General features: G+C 67.4%; 18 protein-coding genes. 3 read left to right on the top strand and 15 right to left on the bottom strand.

The features are described from left to right. Positions 1-16 precede the first annotated feature (16 nt). Positions 17-487 carry a 6,7-dimethyl-8-ribityllumazine synthase gene (gene ribH, locus EB836_RS09460; RefSeq protein WP_135539782.1) on the top strand — a complete coding sequence of 157 codons (471 nt, stop codon included), beginning with the start codon at positions 17-19 and terminating at the stop codon, positions 485-487. A 147-nt stretch (positions 488-634) separates the two neighbouring features. Here the strand turns inward: ribH and poxB are convergent, their stop codons facing one another. From poxB to EB836_RS09420, 8 genes are all read right to left on the bottom strand, one after another. Then, complete coding sequence (gene poxB, locus EB836_RS09455) at positions 635-2,350, bottom strand: ubiquinone-dependent pyruvate dehydrogenase (RefSeq protein WP_135539780.1); 1,716 nt, start codon at positions 2,348-2,350, stop codon at positions 635-637. Positions 2,351-2,764: 414 nt separating this feature from the next. Beyond that, positions 2,765-3,931: an MFS transporter gene (locus tag EB836_RS09450; RefSeq protein ID WP_135539778.1), complete on the bottom strand. Its 1,167-nt coding sequence runs from the start codon at positions 3,929-3,931 to the stop codon at positions 2,765-2,767. Then, entirely contained in the window at positions 3,918-5,339 is a 1,422-nt protein-coding gene (locus EB836_RS09445; RefSeq protein WP_135539776.1) for a DUF3322 and DUF2220 domain-containing protein, read from the bottom strand. Before EB836_RS09445 ends, EB836_RS09450 begins: the two co-directional genes overlap by 14 nt. After that, positions 5,336-8,800 carry an ATP-binding protein gene (locus EB836_RS09440; RefSeq protein ID WP_135539775.1) on the bottom strand — a complete coding sequence of 1,155 codons (3,465 nt, stop codon included), beginning with the start codon at positions 8,798-8,800 and terminating at the stop codon, positions 5,336-5,338. Before EB836_RS09440 ends, EB836_RS09445 begins: the two co-directional genes overlap by 4 nt. After that, complete coding sequence (locus EB836_RS09435) at positions 8,797-9,576, bottom strand: DUF4194 domain-containing protein (RefSeq protein WP_135539773.1); 780 nt, start codon at positions 9,574-9,576, stop codon at positions 8,797-8,799. The genes EB836_RS09440 and EB836_RS09435 overlap by 4 nt, the downstream gene beginning before the upstream one ends. Continuing rightward, positions 9,573-11,036: a DUF3375 domain-containing protein gene (locus EB836_RS09430; RefSeq protein WP_135539771.1), complete on the bottom strand. Its 1,464-nt coding sequence runs from the start codon at positions 11,034-11,036 to the stop codon at positions 9,573-9,575. Before EB836_RS09430 ends, EB836_RS09435 begins: the two co-directional genes overlap by 4 nt. A gap of 57 nt (positions 11,037-11,093) precedes the next feature. Next, complete coding sequence (locus tag EB836_RS09425; RefSeq protein WP_167854410.1) at positions 11,094-13,931, bottom strand: DEAD/DEAH box helicase family protein; 2,838 nt, start codon at positions 13,929-13,931, stop codon at positions 11,094-11,096. 43 nt (positions 13,932-13,974) lie between these two features. Then, complete coding sequence (locus tag EB836_RS09420) at positions 13,975-14,406, bottom strand: MmcQ/YjbR family DNA-binding protein (protein WP_135539767.1); 432 nt, start codon at positions 14,404-14,406, stop codon at positions 13,975-13,977. Between the two features lie 53 nt (positions 14,407-14,459). Between EB836_RS09420 and EB836_RS09415 the strand changes: the two genes are divergently transcribed. Then, complete coding sequence (locus EB836_RS09415; RefSeq protein WP_135539765.1) at positions 14,460-15,461, top strand: asparaginase; 1,002 nt, start codon at positions 14,460-14,462, stop codon at positions 15,459-15,461. An 18-nt stretch (positions 15,462-15,479) separates the two neighbouring features. Here the strand turns inward: EB836_RS09415 and EB836_RS09410 are convergent, their stop codons facing one another. Both EB836_RS09410 and EB836_RS09405 read right to left on the bottom strand, forming a co-directional pair. Continuing rightward, complete coding sequence (locus tag EB836_RS09410; protein WP_135539763.1) at positions 15,480-16,502, bottom strand: NADP-dependent oxidoreductase; 1,023 nt, start codon at positions 16,500-16,502, stop codon at positions 15,480-15,482. Between the two features lie 74 nt (positions 16,503-16,576). Continuing rightward, complete coding sequence (locus tag EB836_RS09405; RefSeq protein ID WP_135539761.1) at positions 16,577-17,464, bottom strand: DUF402 domain-containing protein; 888 nt, start codon at positions 17,462-17,464, stop codon at positions 16,577-16,579. A gap of 86 nt (positions 17,465-17,550) precedes the next feature. On the opposite strand from EB836_RS09405, the gene EB836_RS09400 reads away from it, so the two are divergent. Next, complete coding sequence (locus EB836_RS09400; protein WP_346763086.1) at positions 17,551-18,540, top strand: amidohydrolase family protein; 990 nt, start codon at positions 17,551-17,553, stop codon at positions 18,538-18,540. A gap of 40 nt (positions 18,541-18,580) precedes the next feature. Here EB836_RS09400 and EB836_RS09395 read toward each other — a convergent pair whose 3' ends face one another. The 5 genes from EB836_RS09395 to EB836_RS09375 all read right to left on the bottom strand — a co-directional run bounded on the left by EB836_RS09395 (position 18,581) and on the right by EB836_RS09375 (position 24,567). Beyond that, a complete protein-coding gene (locus tag EB836_RS09395) occupies positions 18,581-19,330 on the bottom strand; it encodes a hypothetical protein (protein WP_135539759.1) in 750 nt (249 codons plus the stop codon). 68 nt (positions 19,331-19,398) lie between these two features. Beyond that, positions 19,399-20,334, bottom strand: a complete 936-nt coding sequence (locus tag EB836_RS09390; RefSeq protein ID WP_135539757.1) for a hypothetical protein — start codon at positions 20,332-20,334, stop codon at positions 19,399-19,401. Between the two features lies 1 nt (position 20,335). After that, positions 20,336-20,980 carry a response regulator transcription factor gene (locus tag EB836_RS09385; protein WP_135539755.1) on the bottom strand — a complete coding sequence of 215 codons (645 nt, stop codon included), beginning with the start codon at positions 20,978-20,980 and terminating at the stop codon, positions 20,336-20,338. Continuing rightward, the gene (locus tag EB836_RS09380) at positions 20,968-22,962 is read right to left on the bottom strand and encodes a sensor histidine kinase (protein ID WP_135539753.1); all 1,995 of its coding nucleotides are present in this window, start codon (positions 22,960-22,962) and stop codon (positions 20,968-20,970) included. Before EB836_RS09380 ends, EB836_RS09385 begins: the two co-directional genes overlap by 13 nt. 327 nt (positions 22,963-23,289) lie before the next feature. Next, entirely contained in the window at positions 23,290-24,567 is a 1,278-nt protein-coding gene (locus EB836_RS09375) for an aminotransferase class I/II-fold pyridoxal phosphate-dependent enzyme (RefSeq protein WP_276606434.1), read from the bottom strand. Positions 24,568-24,674 lie beyond the last annotated feature (107 nt).

Raw genomic sequence — 24,674 nt, 5'->3', positions numbered from 1 at the left:
AGCAAAGGACATACCCATGGCCCATTCCGGAGCCCCCGCACTCACCGTCGACGCCGCCGATCTGCGCGTCGCCATCGTCGCTGCCTCCTGGCACACCCAGATCATGGACGGACTCGTCGACGGAGCCCAACGCGCCGCCGCCGAGGCCGGTGCCGAAGCCACGCTCATCCGCGTTCCCGGCAGCTTCGAACTGCCGGTCGCCGCGGCACGACTGATGCCGCACTTCGACGCGGTCGTCGCCCTCGGCGTGGTCATCCGCGGTGGCACTCCGCACTTCGACTACGTCTGCCAGGCCGCCACCGACGGCCTCAACCGTGTGGCCATCGACTCCGGCAAGCCCGTGGGCTTCGGCGTGCTCACCTGTGACACCGAACAGCAGGGGCTCGACCGTGCCGGGCTCGAGGGATCGCAGGAAGACAAGGGGCATGAGGCGATGACCGCAGCCCTCGTCACCGCTCAGGCCCTGGCCCCTTACAGTCTCCGCTGACCAGCACCTCTCCCGGTTTCATCGAGAAACAGGTTGAGTGCCGAGACGCGGGAGTGCACCCCCGTTTCTCGGCACTCAACCTGTTTCTCGGCAGAGGCCTCAGGCGTGGCGTCAGGCGCAGCCTCAGGCGTGGCGTCAGGCGCAGCGTCAGAAGAGCTGGCGGATATTCGTCCGTGCGAGGTCGATGAGTTCATCGCCCTTGCCCGACATCACCGTGCGGATGGCGTAGAGGGCGAAGCCCTTGGCCTGGTCGGCGGTGATCGTCGGCGGCATCGACAGCTCCTGCCGCTCGGTGACGACGTCGAGGACTGCGGGCCCGTCGTAGGCGAGGAACTCACGCACCACCTTCGGCAGGTCCTTGGACTTCTCGACGCGGAACCCCTTGATCCCGACCGCCTCGGCGATGGTGGAGAAGTCGGGGTTGTTGAGCTCGGTGCCGAAGGTGACGAAACCGGCGGCCTTCATCTCGAGCTCGACGAAGTTGAGCGAGGAGTTGTTGTACACGACCGTCTTCACCGGCAGCTTGTTCTGGGTGAGCGTGATGAGTTCGCCCAGCAGCATCGACAGTCCGCCGTCACCGGCGAGCGCAATGGTCTGTCGGTCCTCGAACGCTGACTGCACTCCGACGCTCTGGGACAGGGCGTTGGCCATGGAGCCGTGGCTAAAGGAGCCGATGAGGCGGCGCTTGCCGTTCATCGTCAGATACCTCGCCGCCCAGGTCACCGGTGATCCCACATCCGGGACGAAGACCGCATCATCATCGGCCATCTCGTCGATGAGCCGGGTGAGGTACTGCGGGTGGATGGTGCGCTTCGACGGTGTGGCGAGTTCGTCGAGCTCCTTGCGGGTCTTCGCATAGTGCTTGGTCATCGTCTTGAGATGAGAACTGCTGCGGTGACCCTTGATGAGAGGCAGCAGTGAGTCGACGGTATCGGCCACCGTCCCCACCAGGCCGATGTCGACCGGGGTGCGCCGCCCGATCTGGGAGCCGCGCACGTCGACCTGGATGACGGTCGCGTCTTCGGGATAGAACTGCTGATAGGGCAGGTCGGTTCCGAGCATGAGCAGGGTGTCGCAGCCCTTGAGCGCGTGATAGCCGGAGGAGAAGCCGAGCAGACCTGTCATGCCCACGTCGAAGGGGTTGTCGTACTCGACGAATTCCTTGCCGCGCAGGGCGTGGACGATCGGTGCCTGCAGCTTGTCGGCGATGGCGATGAGCTCATCATGAGCGCCCTCGGTGCCGGCGCCGGCGAGGATCGTGACCTTCTTGCCCTTGTTGAGCGCCTTCGCGGCGGCCTCGACCTGGGATTCGGCGGGGATCACGTGCGAGGGATAGGACCGGACCACCTCGGCGGCGGCGCTGATCTCGGTCAGGCCGATGTCACCGGGGATGACGAGGACCGCGACGCCGCGCTTCTCGACGGCCTCGCGCATGGCGATGCGCAGCAGCCGGGGCATCTGCTCGGCAGTGGCCACGTTTTCGACGTAGACGCTGCATTCGCGGAACAGCTCGGTCGGGTGGGTCTCCTGGAAGTAGTTCGAACCGATCTCGTCGCTGGGGATCTGTGCGGCGATCGCCAACACGGGAACTCGCGACCGCTGGGCATCGTAGAGACCGTTGATGAGGTGGAGGTTGCCGGGCCCGCAGCTGCCGGCGCACACGGCCAGCTGGCCGGTCAGTGCGGCCTCACCGCTGGCGGCGAAGGAGGCGGCCTCCTCGTGGCGGACATGGACCCAGTCGAGCTGAGGGTTGACCCGCAGCGCATCGGTGAAGCCGTTGAGCGAGTCTCCGGGGATGCCGTAGACGCGCTGGACTCCGCTGGCCACGAGGGTATCGACGATGTTTCTGGCGACGGTGGGCATTGACTTCCTTCCGTTGAAACACGAACGCCGAGGTAGCTCGTCTGCGTTCCCCGGCGTATGCGTGGACCGCACCGTCAGTCTATCCCCGAGTCCACCGGCTGGATATGTGAGAGCAGTGACAGCGCGAAGCAGCTGGGACGGTCCGGACGTGACAGGCAGATTGCCATATCGACAGGACGTGTAAAGAATTCGCCATTTCTTTTACACGTTCCGCGAATGCAGCAATCGACTTTGCACATGTGGATGCCGACCGAACCGTATAACGATCTGCCTGAACCGAAGGCAGCAGAACTCGAAACGCGTGCTGTATTGAAATCCGCAGTTGAAGCTCGAGCAACTCCGACCTTCGCGATCTGCTCTTCGAGCGCCCATACTGCCGGCTTGCCGATGCGAGGGTCGGCTGGGAGGGCCCTCTCAGGTCCGGGCCGAGAGCACGGTCGCCAGGGTCAGCAGTCCGGCCATGGTCATCGACATCCAGCCGTAACCGCCGATGACATCGGCCAGGGCGGGCCCGGCCACGGGGGCCAGAGCCGTTCCGGCGGTGATGGGGGCGACGAAGACGCCGTTGATGGCTCCGAAGTTCTTCGTCCCCCAACGGTCGGACACGGCTGTGGCCTGGAAGAGGGTCATGCAGCCGCGCACTCCCCCGGTGACCATGGCGATGCCGATGAGCATCCAGATCGGGCTCGGCACCAGCGCCAGCAGCCACAGCCCGAGGGCGCCGGCGGCGAAGAGCAGGACGGTGCGGGCACGCGGACTCGTGTGCCGCTCCAGGCTCGGATAGCCGAAGCGTCCCGCCACCTGACCGAAGCCGACGAGCCCGAGGGCGATCGCGGCGAGACTGTACCCGGCTCCGCGTTCGATGAGGACGGGGATGATGTTGATCGTCAACGCGAAGAGGGTGAAGGTCGCGATGGCCACCGCGATCTGCAGGATGATGAAGCGCGGGTGCCGGGTGATCGTCCGCAGTTCGGCCCGGCTCGGTCGCACCCGGTCCGCGGCCGCTTCGTCGGTCCATCTCCGGTTGAGGAAGAGCAGATGCATCGGCAGTGCCAGGACCGCGAGCAGACCGGCGAGGATGCCATAGGTGCCCCGCCATCCGCAGACGTCGATGAGCCAGGCGATGATCGGCGCGAACACCGTCGAGGCGAGCCCACCGACGAGCGTGATCGTCGTCAGCGGCTTCGTCCGTTCGTTCCCGTACCAGCGGGTGACGACGGCGAAGGCCGGCGGGTAGAGGGTCGCAGCCTGAGCGAAGCCCGCGAGGATCCAGGCGAAGAAGAAGACGACGAGGTTCGGGGCGACCGCCACGAGTCCGAGCGCGATGACGCCGATGAGCGTGCCCGCGCCCATGATCAGCCGCGGCCCGTGCTCGTCGAGCATCCGCCCGACGCGGGGTCCCATGAGCGCCGAGACGATGAGTCCGATCGTCAGTGCTGCCGTCACCGTCGTATGGCTCCAGCCCATATCCGCTGAGATCGGGGTGACCGCGACGGGCAGCGAGTAGTAGAGCAGGCCCCAGCAGACCAACTCCGCGATGCACAGGGCGGTCAGTCCTCCGCGCGGTTTATCCGTCGTCATCGTCGCCTTCGCCGAGGAGACGCTCCGTTTCCGTGCCACGTCTCGTCCCCGCACCGAGATCGCCCTCCCCTTCGCCGAGGCGGCTCGGCGTCGGGTTTCCGACCGCGGTCCGCAGTCGGTTCAGTGCCGTGTCCCAGGGGATGCGTTCCTGTTCGAGCCGGACGTTGCCTTCGGCGCGGATCCGGTCGAGGGCACGCAGTTCCGTGCCGGTGAGGTGGGCGAACGTGCCGGTGCTCGGTTTCGGTTCGGGCACCCACAGGTCCCGGTGGGCGAGCAGGTTCGCTTCGTCCATGAGCACGGATTCGACGGCCGGCAGGTGGCTGCGCAGCCTATTGAGGATCGCGAACCCGTGAGAGTCGAGGTCACCCCAATAGATCACTCGGGCGTCGGCAATCCAGTCGAACCGAGCCACCCCGTCGACGGCATAGCCGGAACCATGGACGGCCACGGCGGCCGGCCAGGCGGGCATGGCGAGCACGGATTCGAGGTTCTCGAAGACGAAGACCAACTGCGGGGCGATGGGCAGGCGGCCGAGCTGCGAGATCGGTGCGGTGATGTCATCGAGGCCGGCCAGGCTGATATCGGCCGCCTGGCCGGTGGCCGGAGCGGCGGGCTCCGCCGTGACCCTCAGGGCCGGGTCGAGGATGCGCAGACGCAGTCGCGGTTCGGCGTCGAGGACGGTCACGGCGTCGGCGTGCCCGATTCCGCCGAGGAGTGCGGTGACAAGACTGCGGTGGGTCTCGAACCACTTGGAGTCGACTCCGCGGATGGGCAGCTGCCTCGGTCGCAGTGTTCCGAGCCGGTGGCCGCGCAGCCAGTCGACGACGTCGAGGACGGTGGTGAACGCGGCGTCGGTCAACCCGAGGATCCGCTTCGCCTGGGACCGAATCGCGGCGGCGAGTGCGTCGTCGTCACCGGTGCCGCCGGCTCCGGGACCGTCCGGGTCATCGGCGTCGATCTGTTCGACGCTGCCCGGCTCAGCTGCGAATCGGTCGCGGATCGTCGCTGCCCGGTCGCGCAGTCTCCGCCAGTCGCGGGCGGACTCGCCGCCGACGAAATCAGCGACCGCGTCCGCGGTGGTCAGGCGCACACGGAGGGGAATGCGTTGGCGACCGACCCGGGCCCAGTTGCGGTCTTCCCAGTCGATCTCGAGTCCCGAGCGAGTCCCGGCGACCGATCCCGGCGCCGTCGGCGAGGCCCATCCGATGGCTGTCTCCTCGACTGCCCTCCAGCTGCCGGCCCACTCGGCGGCGGCAGCCTGATCGGTGAGCACCTGCTTCTCCGTCGGCGGCTTGAGCGCGATCTCGAGGCGCACTACGCCGCTGCCCTCCGCGGCCCAGGCGGCCATGGACGAGTTCAGACGAGCGCGCGCCTTCGTCCGGGCCCCGGCGACGGAGAGCATGGTCATTGTGCGTCCGGTTCCTCAAAGTTCGAGACATCGTCCGCGCTGGCCGGTTCGCCGGCACCTTCCAGTTCGCTCACATCGCCTGCGCCGTCGGAGTCCGCACGCTCGGTTGCGTCCCACACCATCGTCGAGGTGAGGGTCTTCTGCCGACTCGGGTTCTCGATCGACGTCGCCGCACCCACATAGGGTTCGATCGTCTGCAGGAGCTTCTGCGGGGTCGCGAGCACCATGTGGAATCCGAATTCGATGAAGATGTCGAGCGCCATCCGGGTGTAGCGTGTGTCGGCCTTGTCGAAGGCCTCGTCGAGGATGATCGTGCCGTACTTCGAGATCGCCTCGTCCGGGTCCGCCAATTGGTAGCGCAGCGCCGCGGCCAGGCAGAAGATCACGAGCTTCTGCTGCTGACCGCCGGACATTGCGGCACCCGAATCGTAGGTCGCATGCGCCCGCCCGTGATCATCGATCTCCTCGGCGAGGAAGCTGACGTGCAGACGAGTGTCCAGGCAGTGGGTCCTCCACACCTTGTCGACGTGCTCGCTGGAGGCGAATCGGCGCATCACCTCGGCGAGGGTGTCGTACTTCTTCTCCGCGGTCTCCATATCGTCTTCGCCCCAGCTGCCCGCGGCCACGAAGCGCAGATCGGCGATGAAGGCGTTGACGGTCTCGGACCGGCGGGTCTTGACCTTCAGCCGCAGGTACCGGTCCTCGTCGAACTGCGAGCGCAGCAGGGAGGAGTTGATCGGGGCGACCCGATCATCGATCTCCCGCGGGGCGGCATGGATCTCGTTGAGCAGCTCGCCGATGAGGTCGCGGGAGCGCTGTTGGAGCAGCTCCCGGAACCGGTTCTCATGATCGGGCAGACCGTGTGCGAGGATCTCGTCGAGCATCCCCAGATACGCCCGCCGATCGTCGACCTCGGCTGTCAGCTGTGACGATACCGACGGCCACGCGGCTTTGAACTCTGCCGCCAACCGGGTCACGGCGTTGCTGGCGTCCCTGGCCACGACCTGTGCGCGGTCCTTCTCCTCCTGCAGAATCTGGGAGACCTGCTGGCCCACCTCGGCGAGGTTCTCGCGCTTGATGCTGCGTTGGACCTTCCGGAACCGATCATCCAACTGTTCGCCGAGGCGGCCCTCGACTTCGGCAATGCGACCGGCGTTGACGTCGTCCTCGATCCGGGTGATGTTCGAGCGCAGATCCGCCGATCCCTCATTGGCCCGGCGGAGCGCGTAGTCGGCTTCGGATTTCGCGTTCTCAGCGGTGTCCTTGACGGTTTTCGCTTGGCGTTCGGCGCCGATCGCCTGCTGCAGGTCACCGTCGGCGTCTTCGAGTTCGGCCAATTGCCGCTCCAGGGTCGCCACCTTCTCGGCGGCCCCGTCCCGGTCGACGTCACGCCAGGACTGTTCGCGGATGCCGGCGAGGATGCCGCGGCGACGGTGCGCCTGTGCGGTTTCAGCATCGGCGGCGGCGACGATCTGTTCGGCTGCGGCCAGTTCGGACTGCGCTTCCTTGAGTGAGGCGATGAGCGCTTCGAGTTTGGCTTCCCGGTCGCCGAGGACCCACTGGCTGCGGTCGTCAATGCGCCGCCGGTCGTCCTTCTCATACCGGGTGCGTGAGGTCTTGACCTGACCTTTGACGGTGACGGCGCGTGGGTGGTCGTCGAGCTCGTCGGGGTGGTCGACGCACGCGAAGTCGAAGCGTTCGGACAGGGTGGACCGCACCCAGTCACCGAATCCGGTGTCGGACACGTGCACCTTGTTGACCAGGGATTTCTCACTGCCGACGGGGCGTGGGCTCGACACCGAATGCGGGATCTCCTCGAACACGAGGCGACCGCGAATGCGGTGGGCGTCGACCCAGGTGCGCACGGCCGAGAGGTTCTCGGACCGGACGAGGACGGTGAGCGCCATCGGGCGCAGCACGCGTTCGATCGCCCCGGTCCAGCGGGCTTCTGCGGGGTCGACCTCGATGAGTTCGGCGGCGAAGGGCAGGGCCTTCTCGCTCAGTCCGGTGCCGGCGGCGAGTTCGGTCCGGATCGCCATGAGGTTGTTCGGCACGGTCGATCCGGAGCGGCGCAGGGATTCGATCTCGCCTTCGAGCTCCCGCACCCGGGCGCGGGCCTGGGAGAACCGGTCGTGGTCGGCGTGGCTGGGACCGGACACCTGGGTGTCGTCGTCGAGGCTGGACGCGATCTGGGCTTGGAGTTCGGCGAACTCCGCGGCCGTGGTCGGTGCCGCGTCGATGCCGGCCTGTTCGAGCTGACGGGCCAGACCGGCCCAGCGTTCGGCGATGGCGCGGCGTTCGGTCTCGGCGGTGTCGATGCGCTGCTGGAGGTGTTCGGCCTCAGACCCGCCGAGTTCGAGCGTGGCCCGCCGGGCCAGGTCGTACTCGTCGACGGCGGCATCATAGTCGCGCTGCGCCCGGTCGGCAGTGACCTCGAGTTCGACGATTCGGCGGGTCAGTGCCGAGAGGTCGGTCCGGAGGATATCGAGTTCGCGTCGTTTCTGGTACGGCAGCAGGGCGTCGCTGAGCGCGATCGATTCCGCGGCGACGTCGTTGGCCGATTCGAAGCGGGCGGCGGCTTCGCGCAGCTGGAGCAGGTGGTCGCGTTGACGACGCAGTTCGACGACATGGTCGTGGGCGTCTTTGAGGTCGCCGAACTGGGCGACGGCGGTCTCGGCGAGGTCGAAGGTCACCGGGGTTTCGAGCATATGGTCGCGGAAGAGCCGGTCGAGGCTGTCGAGGCTCTTGGCCGACTGCGTCTTGTGCAGCAGTTGGAGGGCGGATTCGTCGGCCATGCCGAAGGTCTTGCGCATGCGCGCATAGAACTTCCCGTGGTGTCCGTTCGAGGTGACCACGGCATCGGGGCGGTCGGCCTTGAGTTTGCGGGTCTCGAGTCCCGAGCGGGCATAGTGCTGGAGTTCGGAGAGATCGAGTTCTCCGCGCTCGAGGACGCAGGCGTCGGAGAGGTCCGTCGTCTTCGTACCGGAGCCCTTGATGAAGAAGAGCCGGGCCAAGGACAGCGGCCGGTCGGTGCCGTTGTCGTAGCGGAGGATGATTCCGCTCCAGGTCGCCCGGGGCCGCAGATACTTGCTGACGACGCGGTCCTCTTCGGTGTCGGCGGTCCGTGTCCACGCCCCGCGGACGTAGCTGACGAGGCTGCGCTGGTCGACGCGGCTGCCGGCGGTCTGGGCGGCGACGTTGAAGCGCAGCCATTTGTCCGGGGTGAGCACGGCGGCGATGCCGTCGAGGAGGGAGGATTTGCCCGAACCGGAGGGTCCGGTGATGAGGTGGCCCTTGTGAGACACGGGGATGCGGTGGATGTCGGCGTCGAAGGTGCCCCAGTTCGCGATCTGGATCTCGCTGAGTCGCCACTGGCTGCCGACATCGGGACGGTTCGCTCCGCGGGCCCGTGCCTGCTCGGCGACGAACGCGGCGTCGAGTGGGAAGAGTGCCTCGGTCACGCGTCGTCCTCCTCGGTGTCAGTTTCAGCGTCGCCGCCAGAATCGCCTTCAGCACCAGCATCGCCGGCACCCGTATCAGCATCGCCGAAATCCTCACCGGCATCGGTCTCACCCGCAGCGATGCGCTCATAGACGGCGATGAGCTCACGCACCCGATCCTCGTCGATGAGGAACTTCACCATCGGAGAGATCTCGAACCGGTCCTCGCCGGCCTTGTGGAGTACGCGCAGCCGGTTGCTCATCCGCGACCAGGCACCGTTGAGGTTGCGTTGGAAGGTCGATTCGTCGCCGGTGCGGTAGATCGCGAGTCGTTCGTAGACCTCTTCGCGGTCGACGATGACGCGCGTCTCCCCCGGCGCGGCGAGCAGCAGCTGCCGCAGCACGAGGAGCATCGCCGTGTCGAGGAAGGTGAGCCGTTCGCTGCGCACCGCGGCCGGCGCGTCGATCTCATCGGTGACGATCTTGCGAGTGAACGCGAATTCGTCGACCCGGTCGATGACGAGGTCGAGGAACAGATCGTGCAGACGGGAGCGGACGAATCCTTCGTCGGCGACGAGGGCCGCCCACAGCTGCGGGCTCTGCGTCCCCGAGACGTAGGGACCCTTGAGCAGTTCGAGCAGCACCCGCCGGGTCCGCTCCCTCAGCGTTCCGGTGTCCCCGGACCACAGGGCGCTGGGAATGTCGTCGACGATCTCCGCGGAGGCGAAGGGCTCCCTCGCCGAGGCGGCCCCCTCCTCGGCGGATGGTGTGTCGGTGTTGTGATCGGCAGGGCTCATAGGGTGATGCCTTCGGTGAAGTAGTGGCGGCGGATCGCGGCGGTGCGGGCGATGCCGTCGACGCCGGTCCAGGTGAGGATTTCGCGGTTGTCGTGATCGACGTGGCCGTACGTGCTGGCCAGGGACAGCAGGCCGACGACGCTGGCCAGCCCCTGGGTCGCGGGGAACGTCTCGAGCACCTCGGCGACAGAGGCCTCATGGGCGGAGGTGACGACGGAATTGATGTTCTCGGTGAGTTCGGCGAAGTCGATCTCGGATTCGCGGGCGACGGCGATGAGTTCGGCGAAGTCGACCTCCGTTTCGGTGGCCTCATCGAGTTCGGCTCCGGCGTCGAACTCCTCGGGGTCGTGCAGGATGACTTCGCCGACGCTGCCCAAGGAGACGCTGGAGAGTTCGAGGTCGATGCCGATCTCGTCGTAGGGTCTGAGTTCTTGGGCCACCGGCGCCGCCGCGGCGAGGCCCTCTTGGAGGAGGGTGCGCATGACACGGTCGCGTTGGAATTCGTGGGAGTGGACGTAGCGGCGCAGACCCCGGGCAAATTCGGTGAGGATATCCGAGACCTCGTGCGAACCGTCCTTCATCTGCCGCATCAGGGTGCGCAGGGAGCGGCGGGTGGACAGCGACAGGGCGGCAGAGAAATCGCGGTCGAGGATGGCTGCGATGTCGTCGTCGAAGGACGCGGACTGTTCGGGGTCGCGCACGAGGGCGGAGAACGCCGAGAAGGTGCGGCCCTCGTCGGAGGATTCGATGAGGTCGACGCCGCGGAAGACCTCGTCGAGGACTTGGGATTGGGAGTCCTCGGCGGCGAGGATCGAGATCCGCAGCTCCTGGTTGAGCTCTTCGAAGCGGGCACGCACGCGAGCGAAGTCGGCGGGCAGTCCCTGTGCCTGTTGGAGGATGTCGGAGACGCGTTCGTTCGCACGCCTGCGGTCGAGGACGACGGAGCGGGGGTCGCCGCGGCGGACGCGGGCGATTTCGGCGTCGATGCGGTCGCGTTCGGCAGTCAGTGCGGCGAGTCGGCGGGAGCTGTCCGGGTCGGTGTCGATGGCCAGTTGGCGCACGGATTGGGCGAGGCTGACCAGCCGGGATTCGGTGGCGGTCTGCGGTGGGGTGCGCAGCTGTTCGAGCATGCGGATCGCGTCGAAGCCGGCGGCGGAGAGCTCGTAGGTCTCACCCCGGGCGGCGGTGGCCGGCCGGCGGACGAGGATCTCGGCGCGCCGCCAGTCATCGCAGTAGGCCTTCGCCGTGCGCAGAGAGAGGTCGAAATGGTCGCGCAGCTCCTCGAGGTCGGCGTCGATGCTCTCATGCAGGTCCTCGGTGTTCATCCGGGTGCCCGGCTTGCCCAGGTGGGCGTCGAGGGTGCCGGCCATGACAGCGAGGTTGTCGGCCCGCAGCATGCGCAGAGTGGCATTCGACTCGAGCAGACGCCGGTAGGCGAGTGCTGAACTGAGGGCTGACATATCGACTATTGTCTGCGCCGAGGCCCCCGTCTGCCAATTCCACGCCGCTGCACCGCATCAGTGCCAGGTCGTGCGCAGCACGGAGGTCAGCTCCAGCGGATTCGCCGATCGCACCGACACGAGGATCCCGGCACCGTCGGTATTGCGGGTGTAGACGGCACCGCCCCCGCCGATCCAACTGCCCCAGGACGCGGCGAAGGCATCGGCCAGCTCCCGGTTCGTGCCCAGAACGCTGGGCACCGCATGCCATACGGGGTCACGCTCATGGGCAGAGCCGATCCCTGCGCGCAGCTGATCCCACCAGCCGCGGATTCCCGGATTGCCAGGCGGCAGATGCCAGCGTGGCAGCAGATAGCGGGGATCGGTGATCGGCGAGACCACCTCGTCGAGAGCGAGCGCGAAGGCCTCTGCCGATCGGGCATCGGCGTCGAGGTGGCAGCGCAGGTCTCCGCGGGCGTCGATGCGTACGCGCACCGCCTCGGCTCCCTGGGTGCTCAGGCCGACCTCGTGCAGCGCCTCGGCGATCGCCCCGGCGACCTGGGAGACCGTCGGGGGCCGCGAATAGAGGCGACGCCTGCGGGCACCCGCGATCGACAGCGTCACGGGCAGACCGATGAGGACGACTGCCGCGAACGCTCCGAGAACCGCGGCGAGGACTCCGCTGCTGAGCAGGGCGACGATCCCCAGGAACACTCCGATGCCGATCCACGCAGACATTGCCCCACGCCCGAAGCCGAAGGGCAGCAGTCGGCCGGGATCCCCACCGAGGTGGCGCCGGGTGACGCTCAGCCCTGCGGCGGCGGTGTCTGCGGCCGCGGGCCGGTGCTCGGCGATCGGCGCGAGCAAGGCGGTGTTCTCCGCGGTCGCGAGGATGCGCACCGATCGCAGCTCCTCATCCCGGTAGTCGGCGCCGACGTCCCAGCGCCGGGCCACCTCGGTGCGGGCTTGAGCGCGGGCGGTCATCCGGGCGTTGATCGCGGCGAAGCTGTCATCGCCGGGAGGTTCGAAGGCGGAGAAAGCGGGATCGATATGGGCCACTCCGTCGACGACCTCCCCGTCGGCGTCGGTGCCGAAGAATCCCTCGTGTTTGCGCACGAGCCTGCCCCAGTCCTGATCACCGCGAGGGTGCTCGGAGCTCACGCACACCACGGTCCAGTTGAGTGCGACCTTCCCGGGCCAGTGAGTGTCCTTGCGCAGTGCGCGCCCGCGAGTCTGCGTCACGGCGGTCGGTGTGGTCGCGGTCGACAGGTCGATCACCCCGGTCACCGCCGGGGCATCCCACCCTTCGCCGAGCAGGGCCCGAGTGCCGATGAGCACTTGGAGATCCCCGCGGCTGAAGCACTCCGTAATGAGGGGGACCCAGGTCCGGCTCGTCCACCCGCCTTCGAGGCGGCTGATACCGGCCGCGGGCTCGCTGATGCTCAGCTTTGAGGCCAGAGTCCGGTCGCGTTCGGCGATCCGACTGTGCAGGTCGGCGAGCACCTCGGGCGGCCCGGCGACGGTGCGACCGGTCATGAGCACGGGGTGCAGGGCCTGCGTGCGCGGATCGGCGATGAGGGTCTCGAGGACGAGCAGAGCGGAACCGGATCGTTCATCCAGCACTTCGCCGACCTCGGCCGAGAGCGTGGCCGTGGCGGATTCGACATCGCAGAGGATGAGCATGCGCAGTCGCTCACCGAGTTCGGCGGCTTCGAGGGCGACGATGTCGGCACTCGCGGTCGGTTTCGCCGCGGACCGGGCGATGACCCGGTCGACGGGTGAACGGCCGGGGCGGATCCCGTGGCGGGTCCAGCGGTAGCCGATCGCCGGCAGGGCACGGCGGATCGCCTCGGCGGCGGCACCATCGCCCGGTTCTGCCGAAGCAAGGAGGTGGTGGCGCATCCAATCGTCGATGAGCAGCGCCCAGTCATCGATGTCGGGGTCGCGGCGATGCTGTTCGCCGACCCGGGCTCCGGGTGGAAGGCGCAGCAGTTCGGCATGGTGCAGGCGCAGGGCCGCGTCGCACAGATCGGGCACCGACGCGCGCATGCTCTGCCAGCTCACGGTCTCGGCCCGGGTGCCAAGGAAGCGTCGGTCGACCCATTCGAGGAAGCTGAGGCTGCCCCGGCTCGGATCGAGGACACCGGTGATGAACTCCGTGTAGTGGACGGCTTCAGACGCGAGCCAGTCCTTCTCCTCCCGCGTCGGTTCGGTCAGCCAGACCAGGTCGGCGAACGGCGCCAGATCGCCCTCCCTGACGACAGCGGGAATCGACGCCGAGTAGCGCACCCGGCCGAAGAGCACCGAGACGAGTTCGCGCTGCGAGTGTGTCATCGTCCCCGGCGGGGTGGCGGTGAGCCCGAGCACCCAGACTTCGGGGAGCAGATCGAGCAGTTCGGCCAGCAGAGAGCCCCAGACTTCGAGCAGATGGTGGCATTCGTCGAGGATGAGCAGGAGCGGGCCCGAGTCGACGAGCCGATCGACGAGCTGTCTGCCGCCGGGTGCGAGTTCGTCGAGGAGGCTGCCGGTCGACTCCCGCTCCTCGTCGAAGACCGCCAGCGATTGGTAGGTCAGGGCGGTGAACACGGCGTCCAGTTCCCGGTCGGTTCCGGCCGGTCCGCCAGCGGCCTGCCCCTGGTCATCAGCGCCACGTCCCTCAGCGCCACGTCCCTCGCCGAGGCTGTTCCACGCATGCGCCCACTGGGTCTGGATCGCGGTGTTGGGGCCGAAGGCGACGACGGTGCCGACCCGGTCCTGTTCGAGCAGACGGACGGCATGTTCGATGCCCACCCGTGTCTTGCCCGCTCCGGGCGGCAGGACGATCCACGAGCGTCGATCATCGGCCGCACTCGCCTCGTCGAGGGTGGCCAGAGCCTCTCGCTGGTGGCGGCGCAGGGGCGACACTGGGACGGTCATCGTCGGTCGTCGCCCCTCAAACGCTGTGACTGCTCGCCCCGCATCATTCGCGTCCGCCGAAGGTCGTCGGGTCCACGGGTCGGTCCTTCTTCGGCAGCTTCGCGACGACGAGGCAGTAGGACTCGAGGACGAGGTCGCCGAGCAGTTCGGCATCGAATCCAGCGCTGCCGTCGTGGCCGGCGTCGGCATCCTCGTCACGGCCGTGCTCGCCGTGGCCGGCCACGGTGATCCAATGCTTCTTGTTCATGTGGTAGCCGGGGGTGATCTCGGCGTGGGCGTCGCAGAGGACCTCCCCGTCGAGGGGATCGATCTTGAGATTCATGCTCGGCACACCGCGCAGCTCGAAGGTCATCATGAACATCTTCCCGCGCACCTTGTACACGGTGTACTCGGGACCGAAGGGGTGGACGAGCTCGACGGAGGGATACTGCATGGCCTGATCGTGAGCCAAGCGGAGCACGGTATCGGGATCCATGCGTGAAGACTAGCAAAGGCCGCGGACACGAGAGGCGGCGCTAGACTCGCATCATGCCTGATTCTTCGTCTTCCTCTGCTCCCCATCTGCTGGTAGCCGCCCTCGGCGGGACCATCGCCTCGACGGCGAATGCCTCCGGCGGGGTCGCGCCGGCGCTCAGCGGAGCCGAGATCGCCGCGGCCGCCGGCCTCGACGGGATCTGGCCGGATCTGCAGGCCGATTTCACTCAGGTCTCACAGGTCTCGAGCGCGAACGTCACTCTCGAGATGCTCTTCGACGTCGTCGAGCTCGCCCGGACCACCGCCGCCGATGGCATCGTGCTCACCCAGGGCACCGATACCTTGGAGGAGTCGGCGTTCGGGCTCTGGCTGCTCAACGATTCGGGCATCCATATCGCCGCCACCGGGGCCATGCGCAATCCGACGCTGCCGGGAGCCGATGGGCCCGCGAATGTCCGCAGCGCCGCCCTGACCGCACTGTCCGACCAGGTCGGCGGGCTGCCTGCGTCTCTTGTGTTCAATGACGAAGTGCACGATCCGAGGTTCGTCACGAAGGCGCACACGACCTCGACGGCCGCGTTCTCCTCCGGGCCCGTCCTCGGGGCGATCGGGTGGCTGAGCGAGGATGATCTCCACCTGCCGCACGCACCGCGCGCGCCGAAGTCACCGTTCGCCGGCCTCCCCCGGCCCGATCGGCTGGCGAAGATCGCCCTCGCCGAGGTGGGGATGGGCGAGCCGGAGGAGACCCTTGATCTCATCGCCGGCTCCGGATTCTCCGGCGCCGTGCTCTCCGGAGTCGGCGGCGGGCACGTGCCCGAGCACCTGGCGCCCGCGGTGGCCCGGCTGGCGGAGGTCATGCCCGTCGTCCTCGCCTCCCGCACGGGATCCGGTGCGAGTCTGAAGCGCACCTACGGCTACCTCGGCGGTGAGATCGGTCTGCTCGAGACGGGACTCATCCCGGCCGGGATCCTCGATGCCAGGAAGGCGAGGATCGCCCTCACCCTGGCACTGAGCCTCGGCCTCGACCCGGCTGAGGTGTTCGCGCACTTCGGGTGAGGCGAGTCCTCTGCCCGATCAGCTCTCCGCGCCGACGGCGACGACCATCTTGCCGAAGTTGCCTCCGGTGAGCAGGTCGTTGAAGTACTCGGGGGCCTTCTCCAGCCCGGGCCGGATGTCCTCGCGGTAACGGACCTTGCCCTCCTTGAGCCACCCGCTCATGTCAGAGAGGAACTGCGGAGTCAGCCGCTCGGCGAATTCCGTCTGGATGAAGCCGCGCACCAGCAGCGACTTCGTGAGGATCTGGCCCATGAGGGCTCCGGAACGGTCCGGTCCCTCGGGCAGCGACGTGAGGTTGTAGTTGGCGACGAGACCGCACACGGGCACCCGGGCGAAGGTGTTGAGCCGTGGCAGCACGGCGTTGAACACGTCTCCGCCGACGTTCTCGTAGTAGACATCGATGCCCTGCGGGACCGCCTCTTTCAGCTCCTGCCGCAGGTTCCCGCTCCGGTGGTCAAGCGCGACATCGAAGCCGAGCTCCTCCAGGTGGGCGACCTTGTCCGGGCCACCGGCGATGCCGACCGCGGTCGCACCCTTGATCTTCGCGATCTGGCCGACGACGGACCCGACGGGCCCGGTTGCGGCGGCCACAGCCACGGTCTCGCCTGCCTGCGGCTGACCGATCTCGAGCAGCCCTGCATACGCGGTGAAACCGGGCATGCCGAGCACCCCGAGATGGGTGGAGATCGGCGCGAGCTCAGGGTCGATCTTGCGCAGGTGCCCGGTCCTCTCCACCGAATACTCCTGCCATCCGCCGTAGCCGAGGACGATATCGCCGACGGCGAAGTCGGCAGCATTCGATTCGACCACCTCGGAGACAGTGGCACCGACCATCACATCGCCGACCTCGACGGGCTTGGCGTAGGACTTCGCGTCCGACATCCGCCCGCGCATGTACGGGTCGAGCGAGAGGTAGAGGGTGCGCAGCAGCACCTCACCATCGCCCGGAGTGGGCACGGGCACCTCATCGAGCAGGTAGTTCTCCGCGGTGGGAGCGCCCACGGGGCGCGAGTTCAGGCGAATCCGATGGTTGGTCGTCATGGAGACGGTTCCTTTCAGCAGCAGATGATTCTCGACTGTGTGCTTCGTTGCGGTGACGGGCCCATCCGTGCCAGTCACCGATGGTGTCGGTCATAACAACCATTCGGGATCGCTCGATGTTCCTGAACGAACGATTTTTCTCTCACCGAGGCGGCTCCCAGTCGCGCGATCGACGTGGCATCATCGCCGGTCAGAGGCGTCGTTTCGTCTGCCAGATCGCGGGCCACCGCTTCCCATGCGGGGTCGAGGGCCCAGGAGAAATCGCCGAGGTGGTCGAGCAGATGACTGCCGTTGCTGCGGATGATGTCCGACCATTCCTCCGGCCATGCGCCGAAGTTCGCGGCCGCGGCGAGTTCGTCGACGTCCTTGAACACGGCGCCGTTCGGGTCGAGGCCGCCGCTGCTGTGCAGGGGCGCAGACGCGACGGGGAAGGTGATGTCGAGGATGTGATCGCTGGTGAACAGCGCGTCCTTCGTCCGCCGGTGCGTCGCCTCGAGGTTGATGTACCACTCGGTGCGCACTCCGCCAGGCTCAGTGCCGTCGGCCCCGTGTTCGGCACCGTCGGCGACATCTTTGAGCAGCACCCACACGGAGAACGGCACCGCGGGCGGGACGATCTTGAGCACCCCGCGCCCGCGCCAGGTGCCCTCGACATTGATCCGGGTCGGCGCCTCGGCGAGGGGGCGGAACCGCGCGGCCAGGGGAACGTCGTGCGGGTTCGTGTCCTCCCAGCCGACGATGCGGGTCTCCTGCGTCGGAGTGCCGCCGGCCAACCACAGGGCGGTGCCCTGCGGACCATCGGCGATCACGCGCATCGGGCGGGCCACCTCGGCGCGGTCACGGTCGAAGTCGAACCGCCGGAACGTCCAGGTCACCGTCTCTCCCGGTGTCCAGAACGGCGCCTGCCCCACGTTTCTGACCTGGGACGGAACGATGGTCGGGTAGGGATCGCGCAGGCTCATCCGGGCAGTCTATGCCGCCGTCATGGATGCACGCTGAAGACGGACCGCCTTCCTCCGACGCCTGCCGAGGGCCATAGAGTGGGCCCATGAACGACTCCGACGACGCAGCCACTCGCACCGCCCCGATCGCAGCGGCGAATCCCGCCCCCGAAACCATGGTCGGCCGCACCGTCGAGGTGCCGGACACGATGACGACTCCCCCGCACACGGACGCGCAGATCCCCGCCTACCTCGAGGCACTGGGCCTGCCGGCGCTGGCCGACATCCACATCCACTTCCTCCCCGAGAACGTTCTGGACAAGGTGTGGGACTATTTCGACAATGCCGCGACGAACTACGGCCGCGACTGGCCGATCACCTACCGCTATGACACGGACAGACGTCTGCGCATCGTCCGCGAACTCGGCAATCGTGCCATCCCGGCCCTGACCTACCCGCACAAACCCGGCATGGCCGCGTGGCTGAACGAGTGGAACGCCGAATTCGCCGCCGCCCACGACGACGTCATCCACTGCGGCACCCTCTACGCCGAACCCGAATGCGCCGACTACGTCCCCCAAGCGCTGGCCGCCGGGGCGACACTGTTCAAGATGCACGTCCAGGTCGGAGTGTTCTCCCCCGACGATCCGGTCCTCGACCCCGCGTGGGAAGCGCTCGAGACAGCGCAGGCCCCCATCGTCATCCACGCCGGATCCGCGCCCCTGCCCGGCAGATACACCGGCCCTCAGGCGGTGGCGAACGTCCTCGCACGGTTCCCCGACCTCAAGCTCGTCATCGCCCATATGGGCATGCCCGAATACGACGAATTCGCCTCCCTCGCCGAGGAGTTCGACAACGTCCACCTCGACACGACGATGTTCGCCTCGGGGTACTTCTCCTCCCCCGCCGAGGTGGACCCCGCCTACCGCGAGCGCTTAGTCGGACTCCAGGACAAGATCATCCTCGGTTCGGATTTCCCGAACATCCCCTACCCGTATGTCGACCAGATCTCAGGTCTCGCGGGGCTGGGGCTCGGTGACGACTGGATGCGGTCGGTGCTGTGGACCAATGGTGCCACAGTGCTCGGACTCGACTGAGGTTCAGCCGTTGCAGCTCACCCTGTCACTCGTTCAGGGCTCAGACCGAGCGCAGCCACTCATCAACGGTCACTGCGGACATCCTCGGTGCCGGTGGGATGAGGCCGTCTCGCGCGGTCGGTCCGGGCAGGGGGATGCCGATGACCTTCGCCGGTCTCGTCCCGGCCTTCTGGGCGCGTCTCGCGGCCAGTAGTCGTGCGATCGCAGCGAAGTCACTGATCTGCGGTCCCGCGACTTCGACAGTGCCGCGCTCACCGGCGTCGATGGAATCGGCCATCATCCGCACCGCCTCGGCGACGGCGAGGGCCTGCACCCGCATCTTCGGCACGAAGCGCACGGGCCCGGCCGCGATCGTCATGGTGTCGACGAGTTCGAACCATTGGGCGGAACGGAACATCAGCAGCCGTTCTTCCGGGAGGAGTCGGCGGTAGATGCGCTCCTGCATCGCCTTGCCCTGGTAGTAGCCCAGCAGACGGGACTCGGCGGCTTCGGGGCGGAAGGCGATCGACAGGCACGCGACCGCAGTTCCGGGGTACTCTGCCGCGGCCCGCGCGATCGACTGCGTGCTGCGGGAGAAGAAGTCGATGGCTTTGCGGGGTTTCGTCGTCAGGCGGTTGACGCAGTCGACGAGGGCATCGCTGCCGTCGGCCGCCTCGGCGACTCCCTCCCCCGTATATGTGTCGACGCCATTGCCGCGATGCGCGGGAATGACCTCGTGATCGCGGGAGCGCAGGAGATCGACGAGGCGGGCGCCGAAGGCTCCGGTGGCTCCATAGACAGTGATGCGCATGACGGATCGGCCTCTCAGACGTCGCACGGGCGGGACCGTCAAGAGCCCGCCCGTGCGCCGGTCGTGTCTCAGTTCTGGCTGACCGTGACCATACCAGTGTCAGCTGTGGCCGAGATCGGAACGAGGGTCTTGCCCTCGGCGTCCTTCGGGTCCTTGCTGACATCGTATTTCTTGAGGTCGGAGGCCATATCGACCGAACCGTCGTTCGACTTCGCGTTGATCCGGTAGACGAAGTCCTTGCCGGTCTTCTCATTCGCGAGTTCGAGGTTCGGCAGCCGCAGGTCGATCGACCCCTCGTCGGTCTTCGCGCTGATGCCGCCGGAGGGGATCGCTTCGTCGGTGAATTCGAGGTCGAGTGTTCCCGTCGAGGTCACGGCATCGACATGATCGTTCACGGTGAGATTCTCTCCGCTGATGGTGCCGACCCCGGTCTTCGCTTCCACGGTGTCGAAGGCGCCGTCGAGCGAGGTCGCTCCCCAATCGGTCGAGGTGTGCACACGGTCGGCGGCACCCGTGATCGACAGGCCCCCGCCGTCGGTGTCGGCGAAGATCTCCGCATAGTGGCCGTCGACGTCGAATCGGCCGTAGTTCCCGTCGAGGTCGAGGGTGAGGCCACGAGCGAGGTTCGCAGGGAGGGTGACGATGAGCCGCGTGTTCTGCAGTTTCTTTCGGTGGGGCAGGTCCACCTCGGCGGTGTCCTTGTTCTGCTCGACCTTGAGGTCGGGGGAACTGTCGCGGGGGCCGGTCGCGGTGAGTTCGACAGTGGGCACGGCGACGTCGGCGGTCGTGATGTCGACGTCGGCACCCATGCCGAGCTTGATCTTGAGCTCCTTCATCGTCGACGGCAGGGCCTTCTCAGCGACGATCTCACCGTAGTGCAGGCGTGAGGCGCCATGGGCGGTGGTGACGATGATGGGGATGAGGAGGACGACGGCTGCGAGGATGATGAGGGTCGCACGCAGACCGACGCGAGCGGATTCGCTGATGCGAACTGTGGCAGGCATTCTAGGCTCCGAGGAATGTGAGGACGGCGAGGACGCGTCGGTTGTCCGAGGTGTCGGCGGTGAGGCCGAACTTCGTGAAGACCGAGCTGATGTGCTTCTCTACTGCTCCGGCACTGAGATAGAGGGTGCGCGCGATGGCGGCGTTGGATTTGCCTTCGGCCATGAGTTGGAGGACTTCGACTTCGCGGGGGCTCAGAGTCGACAGTCCGTCCTTCTTGCGGGTGCGCACGAGGATCTGGGAGACGACTTCCGGGTCGAGGACGGTACCGCCTGAGGCGACTTCGTCGACCGCGGCGAGGAAGTCTTCGACATCGGCGACACGGTCTTTGAGCAGGTAGCCGAATCCGCCGGTGTTCTCGGCGATGAGTTCGGAGGCATACTGCTCCTCGACGTACTGGCTGAACACGAGGACCTTGACGTCCGGGTTCTGTTTGCGGATGAGCACGGCAGCGCGAATGCCTTCGTCGGTGAATGTCGGGGGCATGCGCACATCGATGACGGCGAGGTCCGGCGGATCGTTGTGAACGACGGCCAGCAGCTCGTTCGCATCGGGCACGGCCGCGATGATCTCGTGTCCGGCGTCGGCGAGCAGCCGTTCGAGTCCGGCCCGCAGGACGGCAGAGTCTTCAGCGATTACGATGCGCATGGCACCTCCACAACTACAGTCGTTGGCCCACCTGCGGGGCTGGTCAGATTCAGTGTGCCACGGGCGGCTTCGACACGGTCGATGAGACCGGCGATTCCGGTGTGGCGTCCGGAGCGGTCGACGCCGGCGCCGCCGTGACCGTTGTCGGTGACGACGATCTGCACTCCGATGTCGATCGGGGCGATGAAGACGCTTGCCCGGGTGGCGCCGGAATGCTTGGCGATGTTCGTCAGGCATTCGGCGACGACGAAGTAGGACACGGCTTCGGCTTCCCGGCCGATTCGGCCTTCGAGGCGGACGTCGACGTCGACGGGGATCGTCGATCGGCCGGCGAGGGCGGATACGGCGGCGTCGAGTCCGCGGTCGGTGAGCACGGCCGGGTGGATGCCGCGGGCGAGCTGCCTCAGTTCGGTGACGATGCCCTTCGCCTCGGTGTGGGCTTCGGCGACGAGTTCCTTGGCGCGTTCGGGGTCGGAGTCGATCTTCGACTTCGCCATGCCCAGGGTCATGGTCAGTGCCACGAGGCGGGGCTGGGCACCATCGTGGAGGTCGCGTTCGATGCGCAGCCGCTCGGCGGCGGCCGCCTCGATGCCGGCCATCCGGGCCCGGTCGAGTTCGGTGACCTCGGCCTGGAGAGCGACGGTGCGTGCCGGAGCGAGCAGCGCCCGGTCGAGTGCTCGGTCGAGGAACGGGGCGAACCACAGGATGGCCACGGAGCTCGCGAGCACGATCACCGAACCGATCGCGACGCCGATGCGGGCCGGGCCCTCGATGTCGGTGCTGATGAAGAAGGCGTTGACGCCGGAGGGATTGATCGCGGCGAAGATGCCGTAGATGGACCCGCAGATGCCGGCGAGGGTGCCGGCGACGATGATCGCTCCGAAGAGCATCTTGATGTAGTGGTGGGCGGTCGAGCGCCAGAACGCTCCGGATTTCACCTGCAGCCAGCGGTTGTGGAGGAAGCGGGTGAAGCCGGGTTCGCGGATGCTGCTTTCGATCTTCGGAACGGGGATCTTGTCACCGTAGATGAGTTCGGCACGGTAGCGTTCGGCGACATTCGCGCCCTGCTGGACGAGTACCCACACGAGGAGGGCGATGACACCGAGACCGAGGGCGAAGATGCCGCCGATGCCGGTGAACAGCAGACCGAGGGGGACCCAGGCCCAGATGACGGCGAGGACCGCGGAGAGCACGAGGTTCGCGACGCCGATGATTCCGGTCGACCGTTTGGGCCAGGTGATGGGGCCGTCCGCGGGGATCTCCGTGACGTCGTCGTCGGTCAGCGGCAGTGAGCCGGTCACCGGGGCGAAGGTGACCGGTTCGGTGCGCGGCTTCCTGCGCCGAGGCGGCTGCGGGGCCGGCATCGCACGTGGCATCGGGCCGGGGGCGGGCATCCCGGGCTGCGGCTGCGCGGCGTGTCCGGGTTGCTGGGCGCGGTTCGGTCCCTGGGGGTACGGGGTCTGGTGTCCAGTCGGACCGTAGGACGGCTGACCCGCGGGACCGTAGGACGGTTGCCCTGCCGGGCCGTAAGGTGGCTGACTTGAGGGGCCGTAGGGCGGCTGACCCACCGGTTTCTGGGGATGCGGTCCGGCAGAAGCGTGGGGCGGCTGACCCGCCGATGCCTGGGGACGCGGTCCGGCCGACCCATACGCTCCCGACGCTGCCGGGTAGGTCATCGGCGTCTGTGGGGAGCGCGGCTCCTGCCCGTAGACGCGGGTCGGGTCCGGCCCATTCTGTCGGGGCGGAGCCTGCTCATACTCTCGGGTCGGGTCCGTCGCGAACGGCACATCGAGGTCCAGCGGCTTCGTCCGGAACTGCCCGGCCTGGCTGGCTGTCGCTTCGTCGAACTCTGCGGTCGGCGGGGCGCTGACGATCGCCTCGGCGCTGATGGACTCTTCGCGCTCGTCGGGGGGCTGAGTCTCGCTCGGATCGGTGCCTTGCGGCTCCTGATCCTGCGGGTTCTCGGGGGTCTTCTCACTCATACCGAATACGCTACGGGAGTCGAAGTCGCGCGGACAGCACGAAGACCTCCGACCCCGCATCGGGTTTTCCCCACAGGCCGTGACCGCGCACACCATCCTTATCGCTGGCACCGGTTGCCAGGCACTTCCGGACCTCCGGCAGCATTTTCCGGGCACTTTCCGCGACGCGGCCCGAGCATCCGTCACCCTTTGCTCCACACCGCCCCGGTGCAACGGGGCGTTATGACGCTTAAGGTGACGGATGCTTCAAGCACCGGGAGGACAAGCCGCTATGGGTAGGCGGAGGCGCCAATGGTGCGGGATGGTCGCGGCGGATGGCTGTGCAGGTTATACGGGCACGCCGACCGGAGCGGTCGTCGCCGAGGCCTCCTCGCGGGCTGTCGTCTCGTCAGTCTTCGGGGAGCCGGCAGTCGCGGCCGTGGCGTCGAGGGCCTGGGCGAGGTCGGCGAGGATGTCGTCGATGTCCTCGATGCCGACCGACAGTCGGATGAACCGGCCCGAGATGCTCAGCTCGCTGTCGGCTACGGCCAGATGCGTCATCGTCGCCGGATGGTCGATGAGGGACTCGACTCCCCCGAGCGACTCGGCGAGCGTGATGAGCTTCGTGTTCGCCACCAGCGCCAGAGCTCGCTCCTCGGTGTCGGTGCGCAGAGAGACCACTCCCCCGAAACCGCTCATCTGCCGCTTCGCCACCTCGTGCCCCGGATGCGAGGGCAGACCCGGGTAGACCACCTCGGCGACCTCTTCCCGGCCTTCGAGCCATTCGGCCACGGCCTGCGCATTCTCGCAGTGCGCTTTCATCCGCACTGGCAGAGTCTTGATCCCGCGCCTGGTCAGCCACGCGTCGAACGGAGAGACCCCCAGCCCGACAGAAGCCAGGTGGCTCTCCAGACGATCGATCACCTCGGCGGCGCGGGGACAGCTGGTCCCGTCGCCGGCGAGGACGGCACCGCCGATGACATCGGAATGGCCGTTGATGAACTTCGTCGTCGAGTGGACGACGATATCGGCGCCGAGCTCGAGGGGACGCTGCAGGACCGGTGTGGCGAACGTCGAGTCGACGGCCAGCAGCGCGTTCGCCGCGTGGGCGAGTCGGGCCGCCTCGGCGATGTCGATGACGTCGAGCCCAGGATTGCTCGGGGTCTCGACCCAGATGATCGCGGTGCGTTCGTTGATCGCCGCCGCAAGTGCCGCGGTGTCGGTGAAGTCGACGGTGCGGATGACGACACCCCACCGCACGTACTCGTTCTGCAGCAGACGAAAGGTTCCGCCGTAGACGTCGCGCGGCAGGATCACTTCATCGCCGGGACCGAGCAGAGCGGAGAAGACGGCCACCTCGGCAGACGTGCCCGAGTTCACCGCAGCGGCGAAGGACGCGTTCTCCAATTCGCACAGCGCCTCTTCGAGATCGCTGCGGTTCGGGGTGCCCGTGCGGGCGTAGTCGAATCCGGCACGGGTCTCTCCCGGGGTGTCCATCTGATAAGTCGAAGTCTGGAAGATCGGGGCCACGACCGAACCGGTGTGTGCCTCGGGCATGGCGCCCGAGTGCACCGATCGGGTCGAGATTCCGGCGGGTGTGGTGGGTTCGTAACGGGGTGAACTCACGGCGGATCCTTCCTTCACTGATGAACACCGCTGCATCTGCGGTGACTATCAGTGTGATCCGCCGGCAACCGTGCGTGCGCATCCGGTGACGCGCACGGTCACCGCCT

Source organism: Brevibacterium sp. S111 (assembly GCF_004745075.1).
In the GTDB taxonomy this organism is placed as follows: Bacteria; Actinomycetota; Actinomycetes; order Actinomycetales; family Brevibacteriaceae; genus Brevibacterium.
The sequence above is the reverse complement of the archived record's forward strand: the minus strand, read 5'-3'. Positions and strand labels throughout refer to the sequence as shown.

Coding starts and splice junctions, on each gene's coding strand:
- ribH (WP_135539782.1), top strand. CDS start 17: ATGGCCCATTCCGGAGCCCCCGCACTCACCGTCGACGCCGCCGATCTG.
- EB836_RS09450 (WP_135539778.1), bottom strand. CDS start 3,931: ATGACGACGGATAAACCGCGCGGAGGACTGACCGCCCTGTGCATCGCG.
- EB836_RS09415 (WP_135539765.1), top strand. CDS start 14,460: ATGCCTGATTCTTCGTCTTCCTCTGCTCCCCATCTGCTGGTAGCCGCC.
- EB836_RS09425 (WP_167854410.1), bottom strand. CDS start 13,931: ATGACCGTCCCAGTGTCGCCCCTGCGCCGCCACCAGCGAGAGGCTCTG.
- EB836_RS09420 (WP_135539767.1), bottom strand. CDS start 14,406: ATGGATCCCGATACCGTGCTCCGCTTGGCTCACGATCAGGCCATGCAG.
- EB836_RS09385 (WP_135539755.1), bottom strand. CDS start 20,980: ATGCGCATCGTAATCGCTGAAGACTCTGCCGTCCTGCGGGCCGGACTC.
- EB836_RS09380 (WP_135539753.1), bottom strand. CDS start 22,962: ATGAGTGAGAAGACCCCCGAGAACCCGCAGGATCAGGAGCCGCAAGGC.
- EB836_RS09390 (WP_135539757.1), bottom strand. CDS start 20,334: ATGCCTGCCACAGTTCGCATCAGCGAATCCGCTCGCGTCGGTCTGCGT.
- EB836_RS09395 (WP_135539759.1), bottom strand. CDS start 19,330: ATGCGCATCACTGTCTATGGAGCCACCGGAGCCTTCGGCGCCCGCCTC.
- EB836_RS09400 (WP_346763086.1), top strand. CDS start 17,551: ATGAACGACTCCGACGACGCAGCCACTCGCACCGCCCCGATCGCAGCG.
- EB836_RS09410 (WP_135539763.1), bottom strand. CDS start 16,502: ATGACGACCAACCATCGGATTCGCCTGAACTCGCGCCCCGTGGGCGCT.
- EB836_RS09430 (WP_135539771.1), bottom strand. CDS start 11,036: ATGTCAGCCCTCAGTTCAGCACTCGCCTACCGGCGTCTGCTCGAGTCG.
- poxB (WP_135539780.1), bottom strand. CDS start 2,350: ATGCCCACCGTCGCCAGAAACATCGTCGATACCCTCGTGGCCAGCGGA.
- EB836_RS09435 (WP_135539773.1), bottom strand. CDS start 9,576: ATGAGCCCTGCCGATCACAACACCGACACACCATCCGCCGAGGAGGGG.
- EB836_RS09445 (WP_135539776.1), bottom strand. CDS start 5,339: ATGACCATGCTCTCCGTCGCCGGGGCCCGGACGAAGGCGCGCGCTCGT.
- EB836_RS09405 (WP_135539761.1), bottom strand. CDS start 17,464: ATGAGCCTGCGCGATCCCTACCCGACCATCGTTCCGTCCCAGGTCAGA.